Below are 23822 nucleotides of genomic sequence, written 5' to 3'. Positions count from 1 at the left end.
GACCGCGCACGCATCCGATGAAAAAAGGCTTCTACACGATCATCGCCGCGCAGTTCGTGTCGTCGCTCGCCGACAACGCGCTCCTCATCGCGGCGATTGCGCTGCTCACGGTGATTGCTTCGCCCGCCTGGGTGACGCCGCTCCTGCAGATCTTCTTCACGATCTCCTACGTGCTGCTCGCGCCTTTCGTCGGCGCATTCGCCGACGCCCTGCAAAAGCGCCACGTGATGTTCGTCTCGAACGCGCTCAAGGCGTGCGGCTGCCTGCTGATGATCGCGGGCGTGCATCCGATGATCGCGTATGGCGTGGTCGGCTTCGGCGCGGCCGCGTACTCGCCTGCAAAGTATGGAATCCTGACGGAATTGCTGCCAGCCGAAAAGCTCGTCGCCGCCAATGCATGGCTCGAATCGGCCACGGTGCTCTCCACCATCGTCGGCACGATGATGGGCGGCGCGCTCGTTTCGACCTACGCCGAGCGTTTCGTCACGCGTCATCCGATGCCGCTCATCCATTCGGCCGCCAACCTCGCGATGCTCGCCGTGATGATCACGTATGTGTTCGCCGCGATCATCAACATCGGCATTCCCGACACGCTCGCGCGCTATGAAAACCGCCTCAAGGAGCCCGCGCGGCTCATGGGCGATTTCACGCATAGTTTCAACGTGCTCTGGACCGACAAGCTCGCGCAGATCGCGCTCTGGGTCACGACCCTGATGTGGGGCGCGGCGGTCACGCTGCAACTGCTCGTGCTCAAGTGGGCCGACGCGAATCTCGGACTCTCGCTCTCGAAAGCCGCCGTGATGCAGGGCGTGACGGGACTCGGCATCGCGCTCGGCGCGGGCGCGGCAGCCGCATGGGTGTCGTTGCGCGCCTCGCTGCGCGTGCTGCCCGTGGGCGTGCTGTGCGGCGCGGTGGCGATCGGCATGGCGTTCTACGGCAAGGGCCTTTTTCCACAAGGCGTTGGCGTGCGCTTCGGGACGTTCATCGTGCCCTTCTATCTGCTCTTCGCGTATCCGCTGATGGTGCTGCTCGGCGTGCTCGCCGGCTTTTTCATCGTGCCGATGAACGCCCTGCTCCAGCATCGCGGCGCGACACTGCTTTCGGCGGGCCATTCAATCGCCGTGCAGAATTTCAATCAAAATCTCGCGGTGCTGCTCATGCTCGGCGCGTATGCGTTGCTGCTCACCGCGAAGGTGCCCGTGCAGTGGATCATCGTCGTGTTCGGCGTGTTCGTTTCCACGATGATCTGGCTCGCCATGCGGCATAGTGCGGCAAACGCGCGCACTGTGGACCTGCAGGCGCTGGTCGACGAATGATGGGAGCGACTGCGCGAGCACCTGCGATGGCGTTAGCCGAAAGGCTAGCTGGACATGCAATCGGCGCGCGTTAAACTCACGCCCTGAACCCCTAGCAAGACACCGAGGATGGCTACACATACCGCTGGCGCAGCCGACATCGCGCAACACACTCCCATGATGCAGCAGTACCTGCGCATCAAGGCCGATCATCCGGGCACGCTCGTGTTCTACCGCATGGGCGACTTCTACGAGCTCTTCTTCGAAGACGCCGAGAAAGCCGCGCGCCTGCTCGACCTCACGCTCACGCAGCGCGGCGCGTCGGCAGGCAATCCGATCAAGATGGCTGGCGTGCCGCATCACGCGGTCGAGCAATATCTCGCGAAGCTCGTGAAGCTGGGCGAGTCGGTGGCGATCTGCGAGCAGATCGGCGACCCGGCCACGTCGAAGGGCCCGGTCGAGCGCAAGGTCGTGCGCGTGGTGACGCCCGGCACGCTGACAGACGCCGCCCTGCTCTCCGACAAGAACGACGTCTACCTGATGGCCGTTTGCCCCGGTCATAACCGCCGCGGCGTAACCGTCAACGTCGGGCTCGCCTGGCTCAATCTCGCCAGCGGCGCGCTGCGCCTCGCGGAAGTCGCGCCGGAACAGGCTGCCACGGCGTTCGAGCGCATTCGGCCCGCAGAAATTCTCGTCGCGGAAATGCCTGCGGAAACCGCCGCCTGGGCACCGCCCGCCGGATCGGGAGCGCTCACGCGCGTGCCCGCCTGGCACTTCGACGTCAGCTCGGGCAAGCAGCGCCTGTGCGATCAGCTCGACGTGGCGAGCCTCGACGGCTTCGGCGCGCAAACGCTCACGAGCGCGTGCGGCGCGGCGGGCGCGCTGCTGCTTTATGCGGCGGCCACGCAGGGCCAGCAACTGCGCCATGTGCGCAGCCTGAAGGTCGAAGCCGAATCGGAATACATCGGGCTCGATCCGGCCACGCGCCGCAACCTCGAACTCACCGAAACGCTGCGAGGCACCGAATCGCCCACGCTCTGCTCGCTGCTCGACACGTGCAGCACGGCCATGGGCAGCCGCTTGCTGCGCCACTGGCTCCATCACCCGCCGCGCGAAGCCGCGATCGCGCAAATGCGCCAGCAGGCCATCGGCGCGCTGCTCGAGGCGCCGCCGCAAGCGAGCGTCGATACGTTACGCAGCGCCTTGCGCCAGATCGCTGACGTCGAGCGCATCACCGGGCGGCTCGCGCTGCTTTCCGCGCGCCCTCGCGATCTGTCGAGCTTGCGTGACACCTTCGCTGCGCTGCCCGCGCTGCGCGAACAGGTTGCAGCCGCAAGCGGCGCGGCCGCGTCGCTCGCTCACATCGCCGATGCGCTCGAACCGCCCGCCGAATGCGCGGCGCTCCTGCAGCGCGCGGTCGCGCCGGAACCGGCCGCCATGGTGCGCGACGGCGGCGTGATAGCGCGCGGCTACGACGCGGACCTCGACGAACTGCGCGACATCTCCGAGAACTGCGGCCAGTTCCTGCTGGACCTCGAAACGCGCGAGCGCACGCGCACCGGCATCGGCAATCTGCGCGTCGAGTACAACAAGGTGCATGGCTTCTATATCGAAGTCACACGCGGCCAGACCGACAAGGTTCCCGACGACTATCGCCGACGTCAAACGCTCAAGAACGCCGAGCGCTACATCACGCCGGAACTGAAGACTTTCGAGGACAAGGCGCTCTCGGCGCAGGAACGCGCGCTTTCGCGCGAAAAGGCGCTCTACGACGCCCTGCTGCAATCGCTGCTGCCGTTCATTCCCGATTGCCAGCGCGTGGCCGCCGCGCTCGCTGAACTCGACCTGCTGGCCGCGTTTGCCGAACGCGCCCGCGCGCTCGACTGGAATGCGCCCACGTTCACGGAGGCTCCCGGCATCGAGATCGAGCAAGGCCGACATCCCGTGGTCGAAGCACAGGTCGAGCAGTTCATCGCCAACGACTGCCTGCTTTCTGCCGAGCGCAAGCTGCTGCTCATCACCGGCCCGAACATGGGCGGTAAGTCGACCTTCATGCGGCAGACCGCGCTCATCGCCCTGCTCGCCTACGTGGGGAGCTACGTGCCGGCGAAGCGCGCACGCTTCGGGCCGATCGACCGCATCTTCACGCGCATCGGCGCCGCCGACGACCTCGCGGGCGGCCGCTCGACCTTCATGGTCGAGATGACCGAAGCCGCGGCCATTCTCAACGACGCCACGTCGCAAAGCCTCGTGCTGATGGACGAGATCGGGCGCGGCACGTCGACGTTCGACGGCCTCGCGCTCGCGTGGGCCATCGCGCGGCATCTGCTCGCACACAACGGTTGCCACACGCTCTTCGCCACGCACTACTTCGAGCTCACGCAACTGCCGGCGGAATTTGCACAGGCGGCGAACGTTCATCTTTCAGCCGTCGAACACGGTCACGGCATCGTCTTCCTGCATGCGGTGCAGGAAGGGCCCGCGAACCAGAGCTATGGCCTGCAGGTCGCGCAGCTCGCGGGTGTGCCGGCCGCGGTGATCCGCGCCGCGCGCAAGCATCTCGTGCATCTGGAGCAGCAATCGGCGGGACAGCCCACGCCGCAACTCGACCTGTTCGCCGTGCCCGCCACTGACTACGACGAAGCACCGTTCGTGGAAGATCGCGCCGCGCCGGCCACGGCGGAAGATCTCGGCGCGTCGCTCGTCGCACAGCGGCTGCGCGAACTCGATCCGAACGAATTGCGCCCGCGCGACGCGCTCGACCTGTTGTACGAACTGCATGAGCTGGCCACGGCGCCGGACGCGAAACGCTGAGCGTCGCCTCGCGACGCCGCCGCGGCCACCGCAACCGCCGGGCCGCGGCAGCCCCCGTTCGCGCTATCTGGAAATTATGCGCCGTGCGTCATGCGCCTTGATGCTGGCGTCGTCGCTGGGCTCGCCGCTCGCGGCGCTCGCACAGTCGCCGCGCTACGCCTTCGCGGTCGTGGCGAACGCGCTCACCTCGCAGTCCGAGGAAGCGTCGGCGCAACGGCTCGTCGACGCCATCGGGCGCGATCCGCAAATCGCCTTCATCGTCTACGACGGCAATCTCAAAGGCGCACACGAAATCTGTGCCGACCATCTCTACGAGCGGCGTCACGACATTCTCGATGCGTCACGTCCACCGCTCGTTTTTGTGCCCGGTGAACGCGACTGGGTCCCCTGCGGCATGAACGGCACGGGTGGCTACGATCCCGCTGAGCGCCTCGATTTCCTGCGTCAGAACTTCTTCTCCGATCCCAACGCGCTCGGCCAAACCCCTTTGACGCTCACGCGCGAGAGCGAAGTGTCGCGCTTCCGGCCGTATCGTGAAAACGTGCGCTGGCAATTCGGCGACACCGTGTTCATCGGGCTGAACGTGCCGGACGGGAACAATCACTATCTCAATGCGGGCGGGCGCAATGGCGAGTTCGAGGACCGCGTGATCGCCAACGGCTTCTGGCTCGAGCATGCGGCCGAGTTTGCGAAGCGCCGCAATGCGCGCGCGATCGTCGTCTTCATGCAGGGCAACGCGATGCCCGAGCGTTACGAGCGGCCCGACCGCTTCGCATGGCTGCGCTTTCACCGGGCACCGCGCGACGGCTACCTCGAGTTGCGCCGCAGCCTCGTGAAGCTCGCCGAGATTTTCCGTGGCCAGATCATCATCGTGAATGCGGACGACTCGAAGCTCGCACACGGCTTCACGATCGATCAACCGCTGCGTAACGACAAGGGAGCAAAGATAGAAAACGTCACGCGCATCGCGTTTTCTTTGCGCGATCCGCTTACGCAGTGGCTGCAGGTGGACGCCGACACGGCGCGCCGTACGCCCCTGCGCGTGAGTGTGCGTGATGTACCGAAACATCTGCCAGTGCTGCCCGCACCGCAGACGCCGAACCTGCCAGGCGCCGGAGCGGCGCCCGCGATGCCGGAAATGCCCGAAGTGTCTTCGATGCCGGATGTGACCGAGATTCCCGGCATGCCGCAATCGCCCGACGTGGCGCCGGGCGCATCGGGAACTGCCGTGCCGCAAGGCTTGCCGCCGGCTGAAAACGGCGTGCTCATGCCAGCATGGCCCGCGCCGGGTGGCAAGAATGGACTAAATGGTACGGATGGGCGCAACGGCCCGGAAGGTGGGAATAGCGGTGGCGGCGACCAGTTGCAGCCACCCGGCGCACCGGCGTCGGGCGGCTTCGCGCATTGATCAGCGATTAGTGCAGGGTGGGTTTCGAGGCGCTTTCGTCGCCGTCGTCTTCTTCGTCTTCGTCGATGATCTCGAGGCCATCCGCGCCATGCGCGTGCTCGTGTTCGATTTCGTCTTCGGTGGCTACGCGCACTTCCTTGACCGTCAGCGCGAAACGCAGCGCCATGCCCGCGAGGGGATGATTGCCGTCGAGCACGACTTTGTCTTCGGCGACGTCCGTGACCGTATAGACGAGCGTGTCGAGATCTTCGTCGCCTTCTTCGGGCGTGCCTTCGAACTGCATGCCGACTTCGAGCGGCTCAGGGAAGCGGTTGCGCGGCTCGATCTTCACGAGATCGGGATCGTATTCCCCGAAGGCATCCTGCGGCTCAAGCTGGATCTGGGTCTCGAAGCCCGGCTCCTGGCCGTCCAGCACTTCCTCGATCTTGGGGAACGTGCCATCATAGCCGCCGTGCAGATAGACCATCGGCTCGTCGCTTTCCTCAATCAGATTGCCCTGCGCATCCGATAGCTTGTAAGCGACCGACACGACGGTGTCCTTTGCAATTTTCATTCGTTCCTCCAGATTACAGACCACATTATACGATGCCGAAGCGGTCCCCAGACCACCCGGTGGACGCGCGCAAGCGGCGCGCCTCCCTCCCCCTGGCATGCCCCGCGCCCGATGTTGCCACGCCGCTTCTGGGCGGCCTGACTCCGGCGCAGTTCATGCGCAAATACTGGCAGAAAAAGCCGCTTTTGATTCGCCAGGCGATTCCCGACATCGAAGCGCCACTCTCGCGTGACGAACTCTTCGCGCTCGCAGACAGCGACGATGTCGAGTCACGTCTCGTCACGCATTTTCGCCGCCGCTGGGCGCTCGAACACGGTCCTTTCTCGCCGGACGAATTGCCCACGCCGAGGACCCGCCAGTGGACGCTGCTCGTGCAAGGCGCCGATCTGCACGACGACCGCGCGCGGGCGCTACTCGAGCGCTTTCGTTTCGCGCCCGATGCGCGGCTCGACGACCTCATGATCTCGTACGCTTCCGACGGCGGTGGCGTGGGCCCGCACTTCGATTCGTATGATGTCTTCCTGCTGCAGGTTCACGGCAAGCGCCGCTGGCGCATTGGCGCGCAGCGCGACCTGTCGCTGCACGAAGGTTTGCCGCTCAAGATTCTCGCGAACTTCGAACCTGAAGAAGAGTGGGTGCTGGAGCCCGGCGACATGCTGTACCTGCCGCCGCATATCGCCCATGACGGCATCGCCGAAGGCGAATGCATGACGTGCTCGATCGGCTTTCGTTCTCCTTCCACGAACGAGTTGACGAGTCAGTTTCTTTATTGGCTCGCCGAGCGCGGCGCGAATGACGACAACGTCAAGCCCACGCTCTACCGCGACCCCGACCAGCCGGCCGTGGCGCATCCCGCGCAGCTTCCCCCGGCACTCGTGGAGCGTGTTGGCGGCGTGCTTGCTAAAGTGCGCTGGAACGACGCCGATGTGTCTTCGTTCGTAGGCTCCTGGCTGTCCGAACCGAAAGCCAATGTAGTGTTCGACGCCCCTGAAAATCCGCTCGACGAAGCCCGTTTCGTTGCGCAAGCGGCAAAAAATGGGATAACACTCGACCGCAGGACAATCCTGCTTTACGATTCGCGGTCGTATTACCTGAATGGGGAACAGTACTTGCTCAAAGAGGCAAGAAAGTGGCTGCCGGCACTGGCCGACAGGCGCTCTATGGACGGGAAACGCTTTGTAACACTCTCACACGATTCGTGTGTGACAGCGTTGCTACACGAGTGGTATCGTGCGGGCTGGATTCGGACCGGGGTGCTTGCCTAAGCGCTTCGGACTGTTATACCGTACTAAAATAGTGCTTGTATGAGAAAGACAACGTATTGTCCCCGGATTTGTCGACGGTCGATACGAAAGTGCCTATAATTTCCGGCCAGGCCGTAGGGAAGATTCACGCTCTTGCAGTGCGTCTCCACCAGCGGCTCAGGTCGGTGTTGGGGCACATTTACCGGTATTATTTTGCGCTGTTGCTTACCTTTAACCATAAAAGGACGTGATCATGAAGAAATCCCTCCTCGTAGCATCCCTGCTGGCAGCTGTTGCACTGGCTGCGTGCAACAAGAGCAGCGACCAAGCTGCTGCGCCGGCTAGCGATGCTGCTGCTGCTTCGGCACCGGCTGCTGCTGCTTCGGATGCCGCAGCTGCTGCTTCGGGCGCTGCTGCTGCTGCGAGCGACGCTGCTGCTTCGGCTACCGCCGCTGCTTCGGACGCTGGCGCTGCTGCTTCGGACGCAGGCGCTTCGGCTCCGGCTGCTGCTTCGGGCGCAAGCCAGTAAGTTGCGTTCGCGCGAGGCTCGCCGCAGACCTCGGTCCCGGTGGGCATCGCAGCGAACCGTCGTGCGGTCTGCTGCTTGCGTCAATCGCGCTTCAGACATACGGCGGGCAAGCAAAAAAGCCACGAACTCACGTTCGTGGCTTTTTTGTTATGCAGTGCGCATGAGGCTTAACCTGCCGCGCCCTGCTCCCCTGCCGCCTCGTTCTTCTCTTCGAAGAACGCCTGCACCACTTCGATCTCCCGCGTCCGCTTGAACGGCGGCAGGCTTTGCCAGATGCGTCGGCCATACGGTTTATCGACGAGACGGGTGTCGCAAATCATCAACACGCCACGGTCGGTTTCCGCGCGAATCAAACGCCCCGCGCCCTGCTTGAGCGTGATCACCGCTTGGGGAAGCTGGTGGACCGCGAACGGGCTCAGCCCTTTCTTCGCCAGCGCGTCGAGGCGTGCCGCCAGCACCGGATCGTCGGGCGGCGCGAACGGCAACTTGTCGATGACCACGAGCGAGAGCGCGTCGCCGCGCACGTCCACGCCCTCCCAGAAGCTCTGGCTGCCCACGAGAATCGCATTGCCATAGGAGCGGAAACGCTCGAGCAGCTCCGTGCGGCTCGCGTCGCCCTGCACGAGAAGCGGCGTATTCCAGCCGCGCGCCTCGATCGTATCGCGCAGCTTCTGGGCGATGCGGTCGACGGCACGCAACGTCGTGCATAGCATGAAGACGCCACCGCCCGACGCCTCGATCGCTGGCAACGCCGCATCGAACACGGCGTCGGTGAATTGCGGCGACGACGGCTGCGGCATGTTGCGCGGCACGTAAAGCAGACCTTGCGTGGGATAGTCGAACGGGCTCGGCAGCGTCATCGAGCGGCGCGAGCTCAAGCCCATCTGCGCCGCGTAGTGCGTGAAGTCGCCACGTACCGAAAGCGTCGCCGATGTGAAGACCCACGTGCGCGGTACGCCGGCGCGCTGCTTCGCGAAAATCGGCGCCACGGAAAGCGGGGTTTCGTGCAACTGCACCGTGTGCGAGAACACCTCGACCCAGCGGACTTTCTCGTCCGCGTCGTCCGCAGCGTGAGTGCTTTCGTCTTGCCCGTCCGCTTCGGCTTTGCGTGTTTCGGGCGCTGGCGTGCCGCCTGACGGCACGGTCCAGCCCGCGAGGATGCCCTGCAGTTCGCGCGCGCGGCGCAAGCAGGCTCCGATCGATTCGGCGCGCTCGGCCTGACCCGCGAGCGCCGTGGCAAGCGCAGCCAGTTCGGTCTGCAGCGCGTCGAGCGCATCGAAGAGCGGGTGATCTTCAGGCAACTGCGTGATCGACAGGCGCAGCGAATCTTCCTTGAACGCGAGCCGCACGTCGCGCGCGGCACGTTCGAGCGCCGCGCCGAGCTTGACCCATTCGACCGCGTCGCGCGCGTGGCTCAGACCCTCGGCCACGCAATCGCGCGCGAGTTCGAGGAACTGCGCCGTCGAGAGCGTTTCGCCGAAAAAGAGCGTAGCCGTTTCGGGCAGTTGATGCGCTTCGTCGAAGATGATCGTATTCGCGCTCGGCAGCAGTTCGGCCATGCCGGTATCGCGCAGCATGATGTCGGCGAAGAACAGATGGTGGTTCACCACCACGATGTCGGCCTGCTGCGCCTCCCGGCGCGCCTGCATCACGAAGCAGTCCTTGTAATGCGGACACTCCTGGCCAAGACAGTTATCGCGCGTCGATGTGACCATCGACCACACAGCCGCCGTCTCGGGCACGCTCGCAAGCTCGGCCTTGTCGCCTGAGCGCGTGATCTTCGCGAAACGCACGATTTCCTGCAGATATGCGGTTTCCTGGCGCGACGGCAGCCGGCCGTTGTCGGCCGTGCGCTGCAGGTAGTAGTGGCACAGATAGTTGGCGCGGCCCTTGAGCATCGCGACGCTCACGGGCACCGCGAGCGCGTCGCGCACCGTGGGGATGTCGCGCGCGAAGAGCTGATCCTGCAGATGCTTCGTGCCCGTCGAGACGACCACCTTGCCGCCCCAAAGCATGGCCGGCACGAGGTACGCATAGGTCTTGCCGGTGCCCGTGCCCGCTTCGACGATCAGCGTGTTGTCACCGCTCTCGGCGGCGTCGCGCGCCGCTTCTTCGGCGCCCGGCTGTGCCGGCGCGCCGCGCTCGACCCGCCGCGCCGGGCGCGACTGGAGTTCGAACATCGCGGGTTCGGGCTGGGATTGCGCGGCGGCTTCCATCGCGGCCGCGACCGCGCGCGCCATTTCGATCTGCGCGGCGCGCGGGCGATAGCCGTCGATCTCGCGGGCGAGCAAGCCGTTGGCCGCGAAGAGCTCCTCGAGCTCGGCGGCGCGGCGTGCGCTCAAGATGGGCGCAGCGGCTGGTTGCGTCGCACGCGCGTCGGCCTCCGGCGCGCCGCCTTCGCGCGCGGGCCGGGAACGGGAAACGGTCGTTGAATTCAAGGCAAGCGGTTCCTGCTCGGTCCGGAAGGGCGCGACCCGCAGACTGCCGCGCCCCGGCGCCTGCCAGGACCCGGGATCAGGCGCGCCCGTCCGAAGTCTTCGTTGAATCGGGGTCCAGCTGCAGTTGCAACAGGAGGATGTTGTCCTTGACCTTGAGCTTGCGCTTCTTCAGCCTCTGCAGTTCGAGATCGTCATAGTCCGGGGTATCGGACATCCTGTCTATCAGGCGGTCCAGATCGCCATGTTCCGATTCCAGTTGCAGAATGCGGTCACGAAGGACCTCGGTCTTGACTTCACGATGCTCGCGCATGCTCGCCTCCTCGACATATGCGGCGCGCGCTTGCGAAGGACGACGCGCCTGAGGTTGCAGTCCGGCTGAAAAAGCGTGCTACTCGTGCTACTGGTCCTGCTGTTCCTGCTGCTGCTTTTGCTGTTCCTGCCGCTGTTGTTCTTGTTGCTGCTTTTGCTGCGCCTTCTCGGCCGCCTGTTTCTGACGCTCTTCGACGTCGGCTTTATGCTTCACCGCGTCTTCCTGCTTCTGCTGGTAGCGCTGCGCCTTGTCGGCACGTTCCTGAGCCTTTTGTTCGCCCTGGCGGCGCGCTTGTTCCAGTTGGTTCTGGTACTGCTTCTGATCGTACGCAGCCTGGTTCGCGTCGCGCTGCGATTGCTCGCCCTGACGCTGCGCCTGGGCCAGCGCATGCTGCCGCTGCTTTTCCTGATACGCCTGCTCGTTCGCCGCACGCTGCGGTGCCTCGGCCTGGCGCTGCGCCTGATCGAGCGCGTGTTGCTGCTGCTTTTGTTCGTACGCCTGTGCACTTGCCGCTTCGTTGGCGGCGCGCTGCGGCGCATTCGCTTCGTCCTGCGCGCGCTGCAATGCGGCCTGCTGGTCGCGCTGCTGCGCATGCGCGGCACGCTTCTCGTCGTCGAGCGCCAGTTGCTCGCGGCGGATATCGGCCTGCACGACACGCATCTGGTCGCGCGCCTTGCCGATGCAATGATTCACGAAGAACGTGCTGTAGCAGTTGTGCTGCGCGACTGCAAACTGATAGTCGTTCTCCGCACTACGACGGTCTAGCACCTTCTGCCGCGCGTCGAAATCGCTCTGCTGCGACGCCGGCGTGCCAGCGACCCCAGCCGCATCGGACGCTGCGAGCGGCGCGTTCCCCGAAACCTCCGGCTGCATCACCGGCGCTGTTGCCGCACCTTGCTGCTGTAGCGGCCCCGGTACCCCGACCGCCTGCGCGAGGGCCGGAACGCTCGCACCAAGGCTCAACGCGACGGCACAAATTGCCCCAAGAGCGGGGAACCGCCGAGTGACGCCAACAGGCGCCCGAAACTGGGCAAGGGGCAAATCGGGGGAGAAGCGGGAGGTCGTCAACGTCTTCTGTGGGCAGCGGAACATGGCTGAAATTCTAACACCGCCCGAGTTGAGCGCTCGGCCATTTATGGCAAAATGCCCCGCTCCACCGGCCGGCGGGCGCACCCGGCAACGTGCGTTTTTTGCACACGGGGCGCTCCGGGCGCTCGAGCCCGCACCGGCCGCCGGACCGCAAACCCGGACCGCAATCCGATCCTCGCAGGAATATCCAGACCCTATGACGGAAACCGTAGCACTCAAGATCGTCCAGCGTATCGCCACTGAACTGAGCGTGCAGCCGCGCCAGGTCGCAGCCGCCGTGCAGCTTCTCGACGAAGGCTCGACCGTTCCGTTCATCGCCCGTTACCGCAAGGAAGTCACCGGCAATCTCGACGATACGCAACTGCGTACACTCGAAGAGCGCCTGCTCTATCTGCGCGAACTCGAAGACCGCCGCGCGGCGATCCTCGCGAGCATCGAGGAACAAGGCAAGCTCACCGATGAGCTGCGTACCGCCATCGAAGCCGCCGACAGCAAACAGGTCCTCGAAGACCTCTATCTGCCCTACAAGCCCAAGCGCCGCACGCGCGCGCAGATCGCACGCGAAGCCGGCCTGCAGCCGCTCGCCGACGCGCTGCTCGCGAACCCGCTGCTCGACCCGCAAACGGAAGCCGCGCAGTACGTGGACGCCGAGAAGGGCGTCGCGGACGTGAAGGCCGCTCTCGACGGCGCGCGCGACATCCTCTCCGAGCAGTTCGGCGAAACGGCCGAATTGCTGGGCAAGCTGCGCGACTGGCTGTTCAACCAGGGCGTGGTGATGTCGAGCGTGGTCGAGGGCAAGGAAAACGAGGAAGGCGAGAAGTTCCGCGACTACTACGACTACTCCGAGACCATCAAGACCGTGCCGTCGCACCGTGCGCTCGCGCTGTTCCGCGGCCGCAACGCCGGCGTGCTGATGGTCAAGCTCGGCCTTGGCGGCGAACTGGACGCACAGGTGCCGCACCCTGGCGAAGGGATGATCGCGCGCCACTTCGGCATTGCGAACCAGAACCGTCCGGCCGATAAGTGGCTCTCCGACGTGTGCCGCTGGTGCTGGCGCGTGAAGGTTCAGCCGCACATCGAAAACGAGCTGCTCACGAACCTGCGCGAGCAGGCCGAAAACGAAGCGATCCGCGTGTTCGCGCGCAATCTGAAGGATCTGCTGCTTGCCGCGCCGGCCGGCCCCAAGGCCGTGATCGGCCTCGATCCGGGCCTGCGCACCGGCGTGAAGGTCGCCGTGGTCGACCGCACGGGCAAGCTGCTCGCCACCGACACGATCTACCCGCACGAGCCGCGCCGCGACTGGGACGGCTCGCTCGCGAAGCTCGCGCGCATCGCCGCGCAGACGCAAGCGGAACTCATCAGCATAGGCAACGGCACGGCTTCGCGTGAAACCGACAAGCTCGCAAGCGAGCTGATCTCGAAGCATCCCGAACTCAAGCTGCAGAAGATCGTGGTCTCCGAAGCTGGGGCGTCGGTTTATTCGGCGTCCGAACTGGCTGCGAAGGAATTCCCCGAACTCGACGTTTCGCTGCGCGGCGCTGTCTCCATTGCGCGCCGCCTCCAGGACCCGCTCGCCGAACTCGTGAAGATCGAGCCGAAGGCGATTGGCGTGGGCCAGTATCAGCACGACGTGAACCAGCGCGAACTCGCGCGCTCGCTCGACGCTGTCGTCGAGGACTGCGTGAACGCCGTGGGCGTCGACGCGAACACGGCTTCTGTCGCCTTGCTCGCTCGCGTGTCGGGCCTGAACTCGACGCTCGCGCGCAATATCGTCGATTACCGCGATGCGAACGGCCCCTTCCCTTCGCGCGAGCATCTGAAGAAGGTGCCGCGTCTGGGCGACAAGACGTTCGAGCAAGCCGCGGGCTTTCTGCGCATCAACGGCGGTGACAATCCGCTCGATCGCTCGTCGGTGCACCCGGAAGCGTATCCCGTCGTCGAGCGCATGCTTGCGAAGATCAAGCGCACGATCGGCGACGTGCTCGGCAGCCGCGAAGCGCTTTCGGGCCTCGCGCCCACCGAGTTCGTCGATGAACGTTTCGGTCTGCCAACGGTGCGCGACATCCTGAGCGAACTGGAGAAGCCGGGCCGCGATCCGCGCCCCGAGTTCAAGACGGCGACGTTCCGCGATGGCGTCGAGAAGGTGTCCGACCTCGTGCCGGGCATGCTGCTCGAAGGCGTCGTGACGAACGTGGCTGCGTTCGGGGCGTTCATCGACGTGGGCGTGCATCAGGACGGGCTCGTGCACGTCTCCGCCCTGTCGACGAAGTTCATCAAAGACCCGCACGAAGTCGTCAAGGCCGGGCAGGTCGTGAAGGTGAAGGTGCTCGACGTCGACGTGAAGCGTCAGCGCATTGCACTCACGATGCGTCTGGACGACGACCCCGCGAGTGCGGTCGCCTCGCGCAGTGGCGCGAGCGCGGGCCAGTCCGCCAATCGCGATAACCGTGGCGGCGGCAATCGCGACAATCGCGGCGGCCAGCGTTCGCGCGATGCGGAACCGGCCGGCGCGATGGCGGCGGCGTTCGCGAAGCTCAAGCAACGCTGATGTCCGAATGACGCAACGTGGGCCGCGGCGGCTCACGTTGCGTGCGCAACAAAAAAAGGCACCCTCGGGTGCCTTTTTTATTGCCGATCGAAACAACGCAATCAGATCTCGATCTTCGTTCCGAGTTCGACCACGCGGTTCGCAGGAATACTGAAGAAGTCGGTAGGTTTCGCGGCGTTCTGATGCATCCACGCGAACACCCGTTCGCGGAAGATCGACATACCCGGCAGTTGCGTCGGCACGACCGTCTCGCGTGCGATGAAGAATGACGTATCCATCATCTCGAACGTCATGTTGTGCGTTCGCGAAACGTCGTCGAGCACCGCCTGCACGTCGGGCGTTTCGTTGAAACCGTAATCGGCCTTCGCGAGAAAGAGGCCGCCGCCGACATCCTTCACCGTCACGCGATCGGCATCTGCCACATACGGAATGTCGCGGATCACGAACGTGAGGAAGATCGTGCGCTCGTGCAGCACCTTGTTGTGCTTGAGGTTGTGCAGCAGGCTAACCGGCACGAGTGCTTCGCTGCCCGTGAGGTAGATGGCCGTGCCCGAAACACGATGCGGCGGGTGCGCGAGCAACCCTTGCAGGAAGGGCATGAGCGGAATACCGTCGGCGGCGGTGCGGTCCTTCACGATCATGCGGCCCTTGAACCAGGTCATCAGCAGGAAGAACAGCAGCGCGCCGATACCGAGCGGCAGCCAGCCACCCTCCTCGACCTTCAGCAGATTCGCGCCGAAGAAGCCCAGATCGACGGCCAGCAGCACCGTGATGATGCAGGCGACGAGCGCCTTGTTCCACTTCCACACCTTCGTCATCACGACGGCGACGAGCACCGTGGTGATCACCATTGTCGCGGTCACGGCGATACCGTATGCGGCGGCCAGATTGTCCGAACTCTTGAAGGCGACCACGATGCACAGAATGATAAAAAGCAGCATCCAGTTCACGACCGGCACGTAGATCTGGCCGATGGCGAGGTCCGAAGTGTGCAGCACCTTCATGCGCGGCACGTAGCCCAGCAAAATGGCCTGACTCGTGAGCGAGTACGCACCCGAGATCACGGCCTGCGAGGCGATCACGGTCGCGACCGTCGAGAGCACGACGAGCGGCAGCAAGGCCCACTCCGGCGCGAGCAGAAAGAACGGATTTTCGATCGCGCGATGGTCCTGCATCAGCAGCGCGCCCTGGCCGAAGTAGTTGAGCACGAGCGAAGGCATCACGAGCGTGTACCAGGCGCAGCGAATCGGCTTCGCGCCGAAGTGGCCCATGTCGGCGTAGAGCGCTTCCGCGCCGGTCAGCACCAGCACGACCGAGCCGAGCACCACGTAGGCCTGCAGCATGTGCGCGCCCATGAAGCTGACCGCGTAATACGGACTGAGCGCCGCGATAACGCCAGGCGCCTGCACGATGCGCGAGACGCCGAGCACACCGATGGTGACGAACCAGAGCACCATGATCGGGCCGAAAAGGCGGCCGACCAGCGCGGTGCCGTGCCGCTGGATCCAGAACAGCAGGATCAGGATCACCATGGTGATCGGCAGCACCAGATGCGAGAGCTTGGGCGCGGCGATTTCGAGGCCTTCCACCGCCGACATGACCGAGATCGCCGGCGTGATGACGGCATCGCCATAGAACATGCACGCGCCGAAGATGCCGAGTGCCGTGAGCAACGCAGCCGACCTGCTCTTGCGGCTGAACGAGCGCATGGCGAGCGCCATGAGCGCGAGCACACCGCCCTCGCCATTGTTGTCGGCGCGCATCACAAGAAGGACATATTTGACGCTCACGACGATCACGATCGCCCAGAACAACAGCGAAATGACGCCGAGAATGGAAGTGTCGTTGAGCGGAATGCCGTGTGACGGGCTGAACGCCTCTTTCAGCGAATACAGCGGGCTTGTGCCGATGTCGCCGAACACCACGCCGATGGCCGCTACGGCGAGAGTAGGTAGCGGCTGCTTGGCCACGTGTGTGCTAGTTGTCATATACGCGGTAATCCGTTGCGAGGCGGAAAAAACGAGCGCTATTCTAAACCGGGCTGCGGCGGAAACCGAGCGGTCGTCGCGGCACTGCGACATCCCCTTGCCACGGCGCAGTTTAGCACCGGCCCCAGATGCCGTCTGCCCGCCTGCGCCACCGCTGGGGAACGCGGGCGATGCGCATAAAAAAACGGAGCCATAAAGGCTCCGTCTCTGGATCTGGCCGCCACGAGTCCGAAAATCCTGGCGGCGGCACAGCCCTGCTTACTTCTGCATGTCTTGCGCTTGCTGCAGACCACGTTTGATCCACGCACCGAGATTGTGCGGGCGCACCGTATCCCACTCTTCGAACGGCTGGTGGATCCACGGATTGGTCGGCAGATGCTGGACGAAATAGTCCGGCGTCACCTTCGAGCAGCCCTTGTACCAGAGCACCGCCGAGCGCACGCCGGTCACGGCCGGGTAACGCTCCTTGAGGTGCTCCTGCACGCGCGCGAGCGTGACGCCCGAATCGACGAGATCGTCGACGAGCAGCACGTTGCCTTCCAGGTGACCCCGCGTCATCGTGATGTATTGCGCGATGTCGAGCTCGCCCTGCTCCGTACCCGCGGCTTCGCGGTACGAGCTGGTTGCGAGGATCGCCAGCGGCAGATCGTAGATACGCGAGAGCTGGTCGCCAACGCGCAGACCGCCGCGCGCGAGACACAGGATCTGGTCGAACTTCCAGCGCGACTCGTGCACCTTGAGCGCGAGCAGTTCGATCAGCCGGTGATACTCATCCCAGCCGACCCACAGGTTCTTGTCGTCGTTGCGCGGGTCCATCATTTGAATCATTTTTGCTTCTGCCTTCTTGCTACTTAGACCTTGAACGGGTGACGCAGCAGGATCGTTTCGTCGCGATCCGGGCCGGTCGAAACCATGTCGATCGGCACACCGGCGACTTCCTGCACGCGTGTGAGATATGCCTGCGCGCTCTTGGGCAGCGCGTCGAACTGCGTGATGCCGATGGTGCTTTCGTTCCAGCCTTCGAACGTCTCGTAGACCGGCTCGCACGCGGCCACTTGCGTGGCGCCGCGCGGCAGAATGTCCACGTCCTTGCCATCGACCTTGTAGCCGACGCACAGCTTCACTTCTTCGAGGCCGTCGAGGACATCGAGCTTCGTGATGCACAAACCCGTCACGCCATTGATCTGGATCGAGCGGCGCAGCGCAGCGGCGTCGAGCCAGCCGGTGCGGCGCGGACGACCCGTGACCGAACCGAATTCCTTGCCGACCTTGGCGAGCGTGAGGCCCACTTCTTCCTGACGATCGGCGTTGTCGGCGTCGTACAGTTCGCTCGGGAACGGGCCCGAACCGACGCGCGTGCAATACGCCTTGGTGATGCCGAGCACGTAGTTGAGCTTTTGTGGACCGACGCCCGCGCCAGCCGATGCCGCACCCGCGACGCAGTTGCTCGACGTGACGAACGGATAAGTGCCGTGGTCGATGTCGAGCAGCGTGCCTTGCGCGCCTTCGAACAGCAGGTTGCCGCCTTCGTTGTTCACGTCATACAGACGACGCGAGACGTCCGTGACCATCGGCTTCAGGCGATCGGCGTACGAGAGCATCGTGTCGAGCGTTTGCTGATAGTCGACGGCCGGCGCGCCCAGGTACTGCGTGAGTACGAAGTTGTGGTAGTCGAGGTTCTCGCGCAGGCGCTCGGCGAAGGTTTCCGGCTCGAACAGGTCCTGCACGCGCAGACCACGGCGTGCCACCTTGTCTTCGTAGGCCGGACCGATGCCGCGACCCGTCGTACCGATCTTCGCGGCGCCGCGCTTGGCTTCGCGCGCCTGGTCGATGGCGATGTGGTACGGCAGGATGAGAGTGGTGGCTTCGGAGATGAAGAGGCGCTTCTGGACGTCGATGCCCGCTTCTTCGAGCTCGCCGATTTCCTTGAAAAGCGCTTCAGGCGAGAGCACCACGCCATTGCCGATGTAGCAGGCGACGCCGGCGCGCATGATGCCCGACGGGATCAGTCGGAGAATGGTCTTCTTGCCGCCGATGATGAGCGTATGGCCGGCGTTGTGACCGCCCTGGAAACGCACCACGCCTTGCGCGTGATCCGTCAGCCAGTCGACGATCTTGCCCTTGCCCTCATCGCCCCATTGGGTGCCCACGACGACGACATTGCGCCCCGGGGTTACATTCACTGCGCTGGCAGACATGGTGTTTCGTTAGCTGGTTAAAAACGTATTCTACCTGGGTTCAGCGGCAAGGCCGCCTTTTTTTCCCGAAATTCGCGGAATTTCCTTTTGCACTCAACGGCATGCGCAATGCGAAGCTTCCTTTGGCGCGCTTGCGCGGCTCTCTTCGCGGGCGGCGCGTATCGCCGCCCGAGTGCGGTATCAAGCGTGCTTTTCGACGACCCAGGCGCCGTTGCGCTCGATGAGCACGCGGTCGCAGGCGAACTCGTCCATGTCGTGTTCGTGACCCGGCAGCGCCTGGATCACGACCTCGCCTGCATCGCGCAGCGCGACGACAGCGGCACGCAGTGCCTCGTCATGGCGCCACGGCGCGAGGATCGCAGTGCTGCGCGCCTCGACTGGGGAAATACGCGCCACTTCGCGCAAATCGAGCGAGAAGCCCGTTGCCGCGCGGGCGCGGCCGTATGCCTCACCCACTTTGTCGTAACGGCCGCCACGGGCCACAGCGTTCGGTACGCCGTCCACGTACGCGGAGAACATCACGCCGCTGTGGTACGCGTAGCCGCCGAGATCCGCGAGGTCGATCATCAACTCCGCGCCCTCGATCTCGCGCACGAGGAACGCGAGATCGTCGAGCGCACGGGCAATGCCCGGCAGCGCCGGCAGACACGCGCGCGCTTCGTCGATCACGCTCGCGTCGCCGTAGAGCGACGGCAGCGCACGCAGGGCGTCGCGCGTGGCGGCTTCGAGGTTCTGCGTGAGTTCCGCGAGGCGCGGCACGTCCTTGCCAGCGAGCGCTTCATACAGAGCATCACCAAGTGCAGCCGCAGCCGGGTCCGCTTCGCAGATCGCCGCAAGCACGCCTGCGTGCGAGAGGTCGAGGCGCACCTTCGCAAGGCCCGCGAGGCGCAGCGCATCAAGCATCAACTGCTGGATTTCGAGGTCGGCTTCGAGGCCCGCGTGACCGTAGATTTCCGCGCCCGTCTGGATCTGTTCGCGCGTGGCGTGCAGGCCGCGCGGGAGCGTGTGCAGCACGTTGCCCGCGTAGCACAGGCGCGTCACGCCCTGGCGGTTCAAGAGGTGCGCGTCGATGCGCGCAACCTGCGGCGTCATGTCGGCGCGCAGGCCGAGCGTGCGGCCCGACAGCTGATCGACGAGCTTGAACGTGCGCAGGTTCAGGTCGCGCCCGCTGCCCACGAGCAGCGACTCGAGATACTCGAGCAACGGCGGCATGACCATTTCGTAGCCATAGGTGCGGAAGCGGTCCAGCAGGCGGCGGCGCAACTCTTCGATCTTGCGCGCTTCGGACGGCAGCACGTCCGCAATATTCTCGGGGAGTAACCAGGTCGACATCGGTTGAGTCCTACCACAATGAGGGCCGCGCGCGGCGAAACGCCACACGGCCCGATAATTCGGAATCCGTCAAAAACGCCGATCGCGCACCGCATCCGAAGACAGCGGCGGCACGAGGCCGTCAGGTCGCCAGCATGAGCAGTACGAGGCCGAGCCCCATCACGATGAGCCCGCCGATCCTGATGTGATGCGGCGGCCGTTCCGCGATTTTACGGAATGTGTCGCGCCACGCCGTCGGAAAGACGAACGGGAACATGCCCTCGATAATCAGCATCAGCGCGATCGCGAGCAAGAGGGAGCCAGCTATGTCCATGCGAAGAAAGACGCCGCGCAGTGCGCGGCGCGTGTGTCTCGTTTTGTCTAGTGTTTGCGCGGAGTGGCGGAAGCCGGAGCGTTGTCTCCGCCATTCGCGCCGCCGTTCGGGCCACGCATGAAGCGGAAGAAGTCGCTCGACGAATCGACCACGATGACGTCGCCGGGCCGGAAGCTCTCGCGGTACGCGAGCATGCTCTGATAGAACCGGTAGAAGTCCGGGTCACGCCCGAACGCCTCGGCGGCAATCGCGGCAGCCTTGCCATCGCCCTCGCCCTTGATCGCTTGCGCCTGGGCATAGGCGTCGGCCAGCACGCCCTGCTGCTTGCGCTCCGCGTCGTCCTTGATCTGCTGCGCCTCGGCCGCGCCCTTCTCGCGAATCTCGGCAGCAGCCTGCTCGCGCGCGGCGCTCATGCGCTTGAAAACCGTTTGCGCGAGCTCCGGCGGGTAATCGACGCGCGTGAGTTCGATCGCGATCACGTCGATGCCAAGCGACGCCGCGGTTTGCCTGAGCGCGTCGCGCGCGCCGTTGGCAATGGCTTCCTGCTGCGCCAGCGCCTCGGTGAGCGTGACTTTCGAGATCGCGTCGCCGAGCGCGTCACGCGACAGCGAAGCGAGACGGTCGGAAAGCGTCTGCGCATCGCCCTTCGTGGCAGCGAAAAGCTTGAGCGGATCGGAAATGCGATAACGCACGACCGGGTTCACGAGCAGCTCGGTTTTGTCCGACGTCGTGTAACGGTCGGCATCGGGCGCATCGAACGCCTGAATGCGCGTGTCGATGAACGTGACGGTCTGGAATGGCGGCGGCAGCTTCACGTGCAGGCCAGGACCGGCGAGCGTGGCGTTGGCCCCGCCCGACGAGGAAATGATGGCGACGTGGCGCGGATCGACCATGAAGACGGCCGACGACGCAACCAGCACGAGAACCACGACGGCAACGACGAGCGCAATGATCTTGTTCATAGTGACGCTCCCTTATTGCACGTCGCTTTCGCGGCCGCGCGAGCGAAACGCATCGCGCGAACGGAAGGCGTCGCTCGCGGCGGCTGCCACGTCGCTGGCCGTGGTCGCGGGAGCTGCGCCCTGCTGCTGGGCGCCCTGCTGCTGCACGCCTGGTTGCGCGCCTTGCTGCGCGTCGCTGCCGGCTGCCGGAGCGGAAGCCGCATTGGCGTCCGAAGCCGCCGCGGCCGTGGCCGCATTGGCACTCGCACCCGAGGCCGCAGCCGCGCCCGTTGCGCCTGCCGCCACGGCGGCGCGCTGACGTGTCGTATCGACGAGCTTGTCGAGCGGCAGGTAAATCACGTTGTTGCCCGACTTGCTGTCGACGAACACTTTCGTCGCATTCGAATAGATGTGCTGCATCGTCTCGAGATACATGCGCTCGCGAATCACAGCCGGCGCCTTCGCATATTGTTCGTAGACCTGCGTGAACCGCTGCGCGTCGCCCTGTGCCTGCGCAACCACACGTTCGCTGTATGCCTTGGCTTCATCGATGATACGCGCCGCCTCGGTCTGCGCGCGCGGCAGCAGCTGGTCTGCATAGGCCTGCGCGTCGCGCTTCGCGCGGTCGCGGTCCTGGCGCGCCTTGGCTTCGTCGTCGAGTGCTGCCTGCACCTGATCGGGCGCCGATACGCTCTGGATCGCCACGCCGGTCACGCCAAGGCCCGTCTTGTACTCGTCGAGCGCGTGCTGGATCGTGTCGGCAAGCTGGGCGCGAATCGGCTCGCGGTCAGCGTAGAGCATGTCGTTCGTGCTGCGCGCACCCACCACGGTGCGCACCGCCGCCTGCGCGGCCTGCGTGACGGTGAGGTCGGGATCGACGCTGCGGAACAGATAGTCGGTTGGCTGCTTGACCTGGTACTGCACGGTAAAACGCACGTTCAGAATGTCGCCGTCGTGCGTGATGACCGCGGCGTCCTTCACGTTTGCCGGACGCACGAGGTTGCTGCGACCGATCTCGACGGTGCGGATCTGGCCGACATTGACGATTTCATGCGTCTGGAACGGATACGGCATGCGCCAGTGCACGCCCTGACCCACGGTGTGGCGGTACTGGCCGAACTGCAGCACGACGCCGGCCTGCCCTTCCTGAACGACGAACACGCCGCTGCCCACGTAGATCGCGATGAGCACACCGAGCACGATGCCCACGCCGATGCGCGCGCCATGACCGTTGTCCGGGCGCGGCCCGAAGCCACCGGGGCCCTTGCCCTTGCGGCCGAAGAAAGCGGACAAGCGGCGGTTGAAGTCGCGCCACATTTCGTCGAGATCCGGCGGACCATCGCCCTTGTCGCCGTTGCCACCCTTGTTGCCGTTATTGCCCGGCGGGCGCCGTCCGTCGTCAGAACGCTGACCATTGCCGTCGCCTCGCCCCCAACGCGGGTCGTTCAACGAGAAAATGGCGCGCGCGCGCTGCCAGCCAGTCCGCTTGTTGTAATCGTTCACCTGTGTTCGTTCACCAGAGTAGACAGCGGGTCAATTGCGTGCGGATTCCATCGGAGCCGCGGGGCCGGCCTTGCGTGCAAGACACTGCCGGTCGCGCTTCAGCGCTCGTGTTCGGGTTCCCAGCGAGGTTCTTCCTGCACCGCGCTCCAGTCTGCGGCCAGGGACTGCGACGCATCGGCAAGCGGCTCGGCAGTCGCGATTTCGGCGATGGCGGAGCGCAGCGCATCCAGTCCGACACCCGTGCGTGCGCTCAAAAAGACGCGCGAAATATTACCATATTCATCACGCTCGACCGTTCCGCCGCGGGCCGCCAGTTCCGGCACGGCATCGATCTTGTTGATGACCAGCACCTGGCGGATCGTGTCCGCGCCGATATCGTGCAGCACCTCATTCACCTGGTCGATCTGGTCGAGGCGCACGGCGCTCGATGCATCCACCACGTGTAGCAGCAGATCAGCCTGAACCGTTTCCTGCAGCGTCGCGCGAAACGCGGCGACAAGTTGGTGAGGCAGCTCGCGGATGAACCCCACGGTATCGGACAGCACGATCTGGCCCACTTCGTCACCGAGCCAGACGCGCCGCGAAGTCGTGTCGAGTGTCGCGAACAACTGGTCGGCAGCGTAAGCCTGCGCCTTCGTGAGCGCATTGAAGAGCGTGGACTTGCCGGCGTTCGTATAGCCCACAAGCGACACCGACATTGTGCGGTTGCGCTCGCGCTGACGGCGCTGCGTCCCATGCTGGCGACGCAGCTTCGCAAGCTTGCCCTGCAGCATCTTGATGCGCTCGCCGATCAACCGGCGGTCGGTTTCGAGCTGCGTTTCACCCGGGCCGCGCAGGCCGATACCGCCCTTCTGGCGCTCGAGGTGAGTCCAGGCGCGAACGAGGCGCGTGGCGAGGTATTGCAGCTGCGCGAGCTCGACCTGCAGCTTGCCTTCATGGCTGCGGGCGCGCTGGGCGAAGATGTCGAGGATGAGGCTCGTGCGGTCCACCACGCGACGATTGAGCGCGCGCTCCAGATTCCGTTGCTGGGCGGGCGACAGCGCGTGATTGAAGATGACGATTTCGATGTCGTTCGCTTCACAGGCGAGACGCAGTTCCTCGGCCTTGCCGCTGCCGATGAACATGGCGGCGTCGGGGCTGGAGCGTCGCCCGGTGAGCGTGACAGCGGGAGTGGCGCCCGCGCTTTTGGCGAGCAGGCTGAGTTCTTCGAGACTGGCTTCGAAGTCGGTCTTGCCGAAGTCGATGCCGACGAGTGCGGCGTTGATCAAATTAGAGGATGTCAAAATGAAAGCGGCCGGACCGGAGCAGCCTGCGAGGCG

At 64.8% G+C, this 23822-nt stretch carries 18 protein-coding genes; 6 read left to right on the top strand and 12 right to left on the bottom strand.

The features are described from left to right. Positions 1-17 precede the first annotated feature (17 nt). From lplT to L0U83_RS05905, 3 genes are all read left to right on the top strand, one after another. On the top strand, positions 18-1316 hold the full coding sequence (gene lplT, locus L0U83_RS05915) for a lysophospholipid transporter LplT (RefSeq protein ID WP_233881372.1): 1299 nt from the start codon (positions 18-20) through the stop codon (positions 1314-1316). Between the two features lie 108 nt (positions 1317-1424). Continuing rightward, positions 1425-4109: a DNA mismatch repair protein MutS gene (gene mutS / locus L0U83_RS05910; protein WP_233881371.1), complete on the top strand. Its 2685-nt coding sequence runs from the start codon at positions 1425-1427 to the stop codon at positions 4107-4109. Further along, entirely contained in the window at positions 4075-5517 is a 1443-nt protein-coding gene (locus L0U83_RS05905; protein WP_444544253.1) for a hypothetical protein, read from the top strand. Before mutS ends, L0U83_RS05905 begins: the two co-directional genes overlap by 35 nt. 7 nt (positions 5518-5524) lie before the next feature. Here the strand turns inward: L0U83_RS05905 and L0U83_RS05900 are convergent, their stop codons facing one another. Beyond that, positions 5525-6070 carry an FKBP-type peptidyl-prolyl cis-trans isomerase gene (locus L0U83_RS05900; protein ID WP_233881369.1) on the bottom strand — a complete coding sequence of 182 codons (546 nt, stop codon included), beginning with the start codon at positions 6068-6070 and terminating at the stop codon, positions 5525-5527. Between the two features lie 32 nt (positions 6071-6102). Between L0U83_RS05900 and L0U83_RS05895 the strand changes: the two genes are divergently transcribed. Together L0U83_RS05895 and L0U83_RS05890 are read left to right on the top strand one after the other, a co-directional pair. Then, positions 6103-7335 carry a ribosomal protein uL16 3-hydroxylase gene (locus tag L0U83_RS05895; protein ID WP_233881368.1) on the top strand — a complete coding sequence of 411 codons (1233 nt, stop codon included), beginning with the start codon at positions 6103-6105 and terminating at the stop codon, positions 7333-7335. A gap of 232 nt (positions 7336-7567) precedes the next feature. Then, a complete protein-coding gene (locus L0U83_RS05890; RefSeq protein ID WP_112172866.1) occupies positions 7568-7843 on the top strand; it encodes a hypothetical protein in 276 nt (91 codons plus the stop codon). A gap of 167 nt (positions 7844-8010) precedes the next feature. Here the strand turns inward: L0U83_RS05890 and yoaA are convergent, their stop codons facing one another. From yoaA to L0U83_RS05875, 3 genes are all read right to left on the bottom strand, one after another. Beyond that, a complete protein-coding gene (gene yoaA, locus L0U83_RS05885) occupies positions 8011-10281 on the bottom strand; it encodes a DNA repair helicase YoaA (RefSeq protein ID WP_233881367.1) in 2271 nt (756 codons plus the stop codon). Between the two features lie 76 nt (positions 10282-10357). Beyond that, on the bottom strand, positions 10358-10591 hold the full coding sequence (locus tag L0U83_RS05880; protein WP_233881366.1) for a DUF465 domain-containing protein: 234 nt from the start codon (positions 10589-10591) through the stop codon (positions 10358-10360). An 87-nt stretch (positions 10592-10678) separates the two neighbouring features. Continuing rightward, positions 10679-11683 (bottom strand): colicin transporter, encoded by a 1005-nt coding sequence (locus L0U83_RS05875; protein ID WP_267939294.1) that lies wholly within the window; start codon positions 11681-11683, stop codon positions 10679-10681. 193 nt (positions 11684-11876) lie between these two features. Here L0U83_RS05875 and L0U83_RS05870 point away from each other — a divergent pair, with 193 nt between their 5' ends. Next, positions 11877-14228: a Tex family protein gene (locus L0U83_RS05870; protein WP_233881364.1), complete on the top strand. Its 2352-nt coding sequence runs from the start codon at positions 11877-11879 to the stop codon at positions 14226-14228. Between the two features lie 101 nt (positions 14229-14329). On the opposite strand, the gene L0U83_RS05865 is transcribed toward L0U83_RS05870, so the two are convergent. From L0U83_RS05865 to hflX, 8 genes are all read right to left on the bottom strand, one after another. Further along, positions 14330-16216, bottom strand: coding sequence for a potassium transporter Kup (locus L0U83_RS05865; RefSeq protein WP_233881363.1), 1887 nt, complete (start codon positions 16214-16216; stop codon positions 14330-14332). Positions 16217-16474: 258 nt separating this feature from the next. After that, positions 16475-17044 (bottom strand): phosphoribosyltransferase, encoded by a 570-nt coding sequence (locus tag L0U83_RS05860; RefSeq protein WP_233881362.1) that lies wholly within the window; start codon positions 17042-17044, stop codon positions 16475-16477. A 23-nt stretch (positions 17045-17067) separates the two neighbouring features. Beyond that, the gene (locus L0U83_RS05855) at positions 17068-18414 is read right to left on the bottom strand and encodes an adenylosuccinate synthase (protein WP_233881361.1); all 1347 of its coding nucleotides are present in this window, start codon (positions 18412-18414) and stop codon (positions 17068-17070) included. A gap of 180 nt (positions 18415-18594) precedes the next feature. Then, positions 18595-19746 (bottom strand): ATP phosphoribosyltransferase regulatory subunit, encoded by a 1152-nt coding sequence (locus L0U83_RS05850; RefSeq protein WP_233881360.1) that lies wholly within the window; start codon positions 19744-19746, stop codon positions 18595-18597. Positions 19747-19867: 121 nt separating this feature from the next. Beyond that, entirely contained in the window at positions 19868-20059 is a 192-nt protein-coding gene (locus L0U83_RS05845) for a DUF2065 domain-containing protein (protein ID WP_028210024.1), read from the bottom strand. Between the two features lie 47 nt (positions 20060-20106). After that, on the bottom strand, positions 20107-21021 hold the full coding sequence (hflC, locus tag L0U83_RS05840) for a protease modulator HflC (protein WP_233881359.1): 915 nt from the start codon (positions 21019-21021) through the stop codon (positions 20107-20109). 12 nt (positions 21022-21033) lie between these two features. Further along, positions 21034-22503 carry an FtsH protease activity modulator HflK gene (gene hflK / locus L0U83_RS05835; protein ID WP_233881358.1) on the bottom strand — a complete coding sequence of 490 codons (1470 nt, stop codon included), beginning with the start codon at positions 22501-22503 and terminating at the stop codon, positions 21034-21036. Positions 22504-22601: 98 nt separating this feature from the next. Then, positions 22602-23786: a GTPase HflX gene (gene hflX, locus L0U83_RS05830; RefSeq protein ID WP_233881357.1), complete on the bottom strand. Its 1185-nt coding sequence runs from the start codon at positions 23784-23786 to the stop codon at positions 22602-22604. Positions 23787-23822 lie beyond the last annotated feature (36 nt).

This window comes from Paraburkholderia flagellata (assembly GCF_021390645.1).
GTDB classification, from domain to species: domain Bacteria; phylum Pseudomonadota; class Gammaproteobacteria; order Burkholderiales; family Burkholderiaceae; genus Paraburkholderia; species Paraburkholderia flagellata.
Note: the sequence above shows the minus strand (reverse complement) of the source record. Positions and strands in the feature narration are given on the sequence as shown.